Here is a 3,133-nt window from a genome sequence, read left to right on the forward strand (position 1 = left end):
CGTCGCCGCGCACGCCTACGCCGGCCGCCTGGAGCCCGTCGCCGATCTCGTGGCCCTGCTGGAGAGCCGGATATACGCGCTGCTCCTCGCCGGCCCCCTCCCCGCCCCGGCGGGCCCGACCGAGGTCCCCGCGGAGGCCGGGGTCGACGGCACCGCCGTGCTCTGCCTCGGCCTCGTCCGCCTCGCCCGGGGCGACGCCTCCGCCGTACGGCTCCTGGTGCTCGCCGAGCGGCTGTACGTACCGCAGGGGTTCCACCCCACGCTCTCCGTCGACCGCGCCCGCCGTACCGCGCAGGACGCCGACGGGGCGGCGTACGCCGACGCGGTGTCGGAGTACGCCGCCCTGGGGCGGGACGAGCTGCGCGCGGTGGCCAACCGGCTCATCTCGGCTACCTGGGGTCGCGGTTGAACGTGGCCCTCGACCACAGGTAGCCGAGCACGACCAGGCCCAGGCACCAGGCGAGGGCCAGCCACCCGTCGTGCCCGATCTCCGTGCCCAGCAGCAGCCCGCGCAGGGTCTCGATGGCCGGCGTGAACGGCTGGTACTCGGCGACCGGCCGGAACCACCCCGGCATCGCGTCGAGCGGCACGAACGCGCTGGACAGCAGCGGCAGCAGGATCAGCGGCATGGCGTTGTTGCTGGCGCCCTCGGCGTTCGGGCTGACGAGCCCCATGCCGACCGCGAGCCAGGTCAGCGCCAGCGAGAAGAGCACCAGCAGCCCGAAGGCGGCGAGCCACTCCAGGACGGTGGCGTCGGTGGAGCGGAAGCCTATGGCCACGGCGATGGCGCCGACGAACACCACGCTGGCGATGCACTGCAGCACGCTGCCGAGGACGTGCCCGATGATCACGGAGCCGCGGTGGATCGCCATCGTACGGAAGCGGGCGACGATGCCCTCGGTCATGTCGGTGGCGACGGAGACGGCGGTGCCGATCGTGGTGCTGCCGATGGTCATGAGCAGCAGTCCGGGCACGACGTAGGCGATGTAGACGTCCCGGTCGGGGGTGCCGCCGCCGAGGCCGGCGCTCATGGTGTCGCCGAAGACGTAGACGAAGAGCAGGAGCAGCATGACCGGGGTGAGCAGCAGGTTGAGGGTCATGGAGGGGTAGCGCCGGGCGTGCAGCAGGTTGCGGCGCAGCATGGTGGACGAGTCGCGTACGGCGAGGGAGAGGGTGCTCATCGGACGGTCTCCTCGGACTTGTCGAAGTTCGCGGACTTCCCGGATTTCTCGGGGTTCTCGGAGTGCTCGGGCGTGGCTGTCAGGGCGAAGAAGACGTCGTCCAGGTCGGGGGTGTGGACGGTGAGGGTGTCGGCGTGCACGTCGGCGGCGTCCAGCCAGTCGAGGATCGCGCGCAGTTCCCGCTGCGTGCCGTCGCTGGGGATCTGCAGGGTCAGCGCCTGGTCGTCGCGCACGGTCTCGCGCAGCGCACCCGCGGCCCGCTCGTACGCCCCGGGGTCCTCGAACCGCAGCCGCACGTGGCCGCCGGGGACGAGCCGCTTCAGCTCGGCGGCGGTGCCGTGCGCGGCGATCCTGCCGCCGTGCAGTACGGCGATGCGGTCGGCGAGTTCGTCGGCCTCCTCCAGGTACTGGGTGGTGAGGAAGACGGTGACGCCGTCGGTCAGCAACTCGCGGATGATCTGCCACATGTTGTGGCGGGAGCGCGGGTCGAGGCCGGTGGTCGGCTCGTCGAGGAAGATGATCCGCGGGCTGCCGACGAGGGTCATGGCGATGTCGAGGCGGCGGCGCATGCCGCCGGAGTAGGTGGCGGCGGGGCGGGCGGCGGCGTCGGTGAGGTCGAAGCGCGCGAGCAGTTCGGCGGTGGCGCGGCGGCCCTCGCGGCGCGGCAGGTGGTGCAGGTCCGCCATGAGGAGCATGTTCTCCTCGCCGGTGATGAGGTTGTCGACGGCGGAGAACTGGCCGGTGACCCCGATGGCGGCGCGTACGGCGTCGGCGTGGGTGGCCGGGTCGTGGCCCGCGACGCGGATGGCGCCGGCGTCGGCGGTGATGAGGGTGGACAGGATCTTCACGGCGGTGGTCTTGCCGGCGCCGTTGGGGCCGAGGAGGGCGAAGACGGTGCCCTCCGGCACGTGCAGGTCGATGCCGTCGAGGACGGTCTTGTCGCCGTACGACTTGCGCAGCCCGGTGGCGGCGATGGCGGGTGTGTCGGTGGTCGTCGTCATGCCCCGTAGCGTGCGGGGCGCCGCGCTCAACGGCCTTTCAACGCCGTTTCAGCGGCGGCCGCCGACCGGAAAGCCGGTGAAATGCGCTGGTCACGGCGTGCGCGGCGGGTGTCGCGGGGCGGCGGAGTCGGGTTGAATCCCTTGTCGGCGGCGGTGGACGCGAAGGGAGTGGTGAGGGTGGACGGCGGCGAGGAGCGGTTCCTGCGGCGGGCCTTCGAGCTGGCGGGCGAGGCGCGGGCCGAGGGGAACGGGCCGTTCGGCTCGCTGCTGGTGGGGCCCGGCGGGGACGTACTGGCGGAGGACCGCAACACCACCGTCGCGGACGGCGACATCACCGCGCACCCCGAGCTGAAGCTCGCGCGCTGGGCGGCGCGGGAGCTGGACGCGGGGACCGCGGCGGGGACGACGATGTACACGAGCTGCGAGCCGTGCGGGATGTGCGCCGGGGCGCTGGCGCGGTCGGGGCTCGGGCGGGTGGTGTACGCGCTGTCGGCGGGGCAGTTGCGGGACCTGCACCCCGGCGCGCCGGTGCCGGTCCGGGCCGAGGGGCCGTATCTGTACGAGGAGGCGCGGCGGGTCGTCGAGGGGTACATGCCGTAGCCGGGGGCCGCCGCAGCGAAGAACCGGGATGTGTAATATCCCCTTCATGAACATGGGCGAAGGCGTCGAGTGGGGGCTGCACAGCTGCCTGACCCTGGCGTGGCTGCGGGACAGCGGGCCGGTGCCCATCCGCAAGCTGGCCGCCTGGTTCGACCTGCCGCAGGAGTACCTGAAGAAGCGCCTCCAGGCCCTCGCCCGCGCCGGGATCCTCGCCTCCGCGCCCGGCGCCCGCGGCGGCTTCTCGCTCGCGCGGGCGCCCGAGCGGATCACGCTGATGGACGTCGTGACCGCCCTGGAGGGCCCGCTCGAACCGTTCGTCTGCACCGAGATCCGGCAGCAGGGGCACGGCGG

Annotated in this window: 4 protein-coding genes and 1 pseudogene; 3 read left to right on the forward strand and 2 right to left on the reverse strand. The window is 73.1% G+C overall.

Going from position 1 to position 3,133, the window contains the following annotated elements; genetic code table 11:
- A pseudogene (locus H5J30_RS23890) lies at window positions 1–409 on the forward strand (AfsR/SARP family transcriptional regulator); the annotation flags it as partial.
- Here the strand turns inward: H5J30_RS23890 and H5J30_RS23895 are convergent.
- On the reverse strand, window positions 390–1,181 hold the full coding sequence (locus H5J30_RS23895) for an ABC transporter permease (RefSeq protein ID WP_181789433.1): 792 nt from the start codon (window positions 1,179–1,181) through the stop codon (window positions 390–392). The pseudogene H5J30_RS23890 and the gene H5J30_RS23895 sit on opposite strands and share 20 nt — an antisense overlap.
- The gene (locus tag H5J30_RS23900; RefSeq protein ID WP_181789434.1) at window positions 1,178–2,182 is read right to left on the reverse strand and encodes an ABC transporter ATP-binding protein; all 1,005 of its coding nucleotides are present in this window, start codon (window positions 2,180–2,182) and stop codon (window positions 1,178–1,180) included. The genes H5J30_RS23895 and H5J30_RS23900 overlap by 4 nt, the downstream gene beginning before the upstream one ends.
- A 177-nt stretch (window positions 2,183–2,359) precedes the next feature.
- Here H5J30_RS23900 and H5J30_RS23905 point away from each other — a divergent pair, with 177 nt between their 5' ends.
- Both H5J30_RS23905 and H5J30_RS23910 read left to right on the forward strand, forming a co-directional pair.
- Complete coding sequence (locus H5J30_RS23905; RefSeq protein WP_181789436.1) at window positions 2,360–2,782, forward strand: nucleoside deaminase; 423 nt, start codon at window positions 2,360–2,362, stop codon at window positions 2,780–2,782.
- Window positions 2,783–2,828: 46 nt separating this feature from the next.
- Window positions 2,829–3,133, forward strand: a 305-nt coding sequence (locus tag H5J30_RS23910) for an RrF2 family transcriptional regulator (RefSeq protein ID WP_181789435.1), incomplete at its 3' end; no start/stop codon positions are given.

Origin of the sequence: Streptomyces phytophilus, assembly GCF_013870535.1 — a bacterium.
GTDB classification, from domain to species: domain Bacteria; phylum Actinomycetota; class Actinomycetes; order Streptomycetales; family Streptomycetaceae; genus Streptomyces; species Streptomyces phytophilus.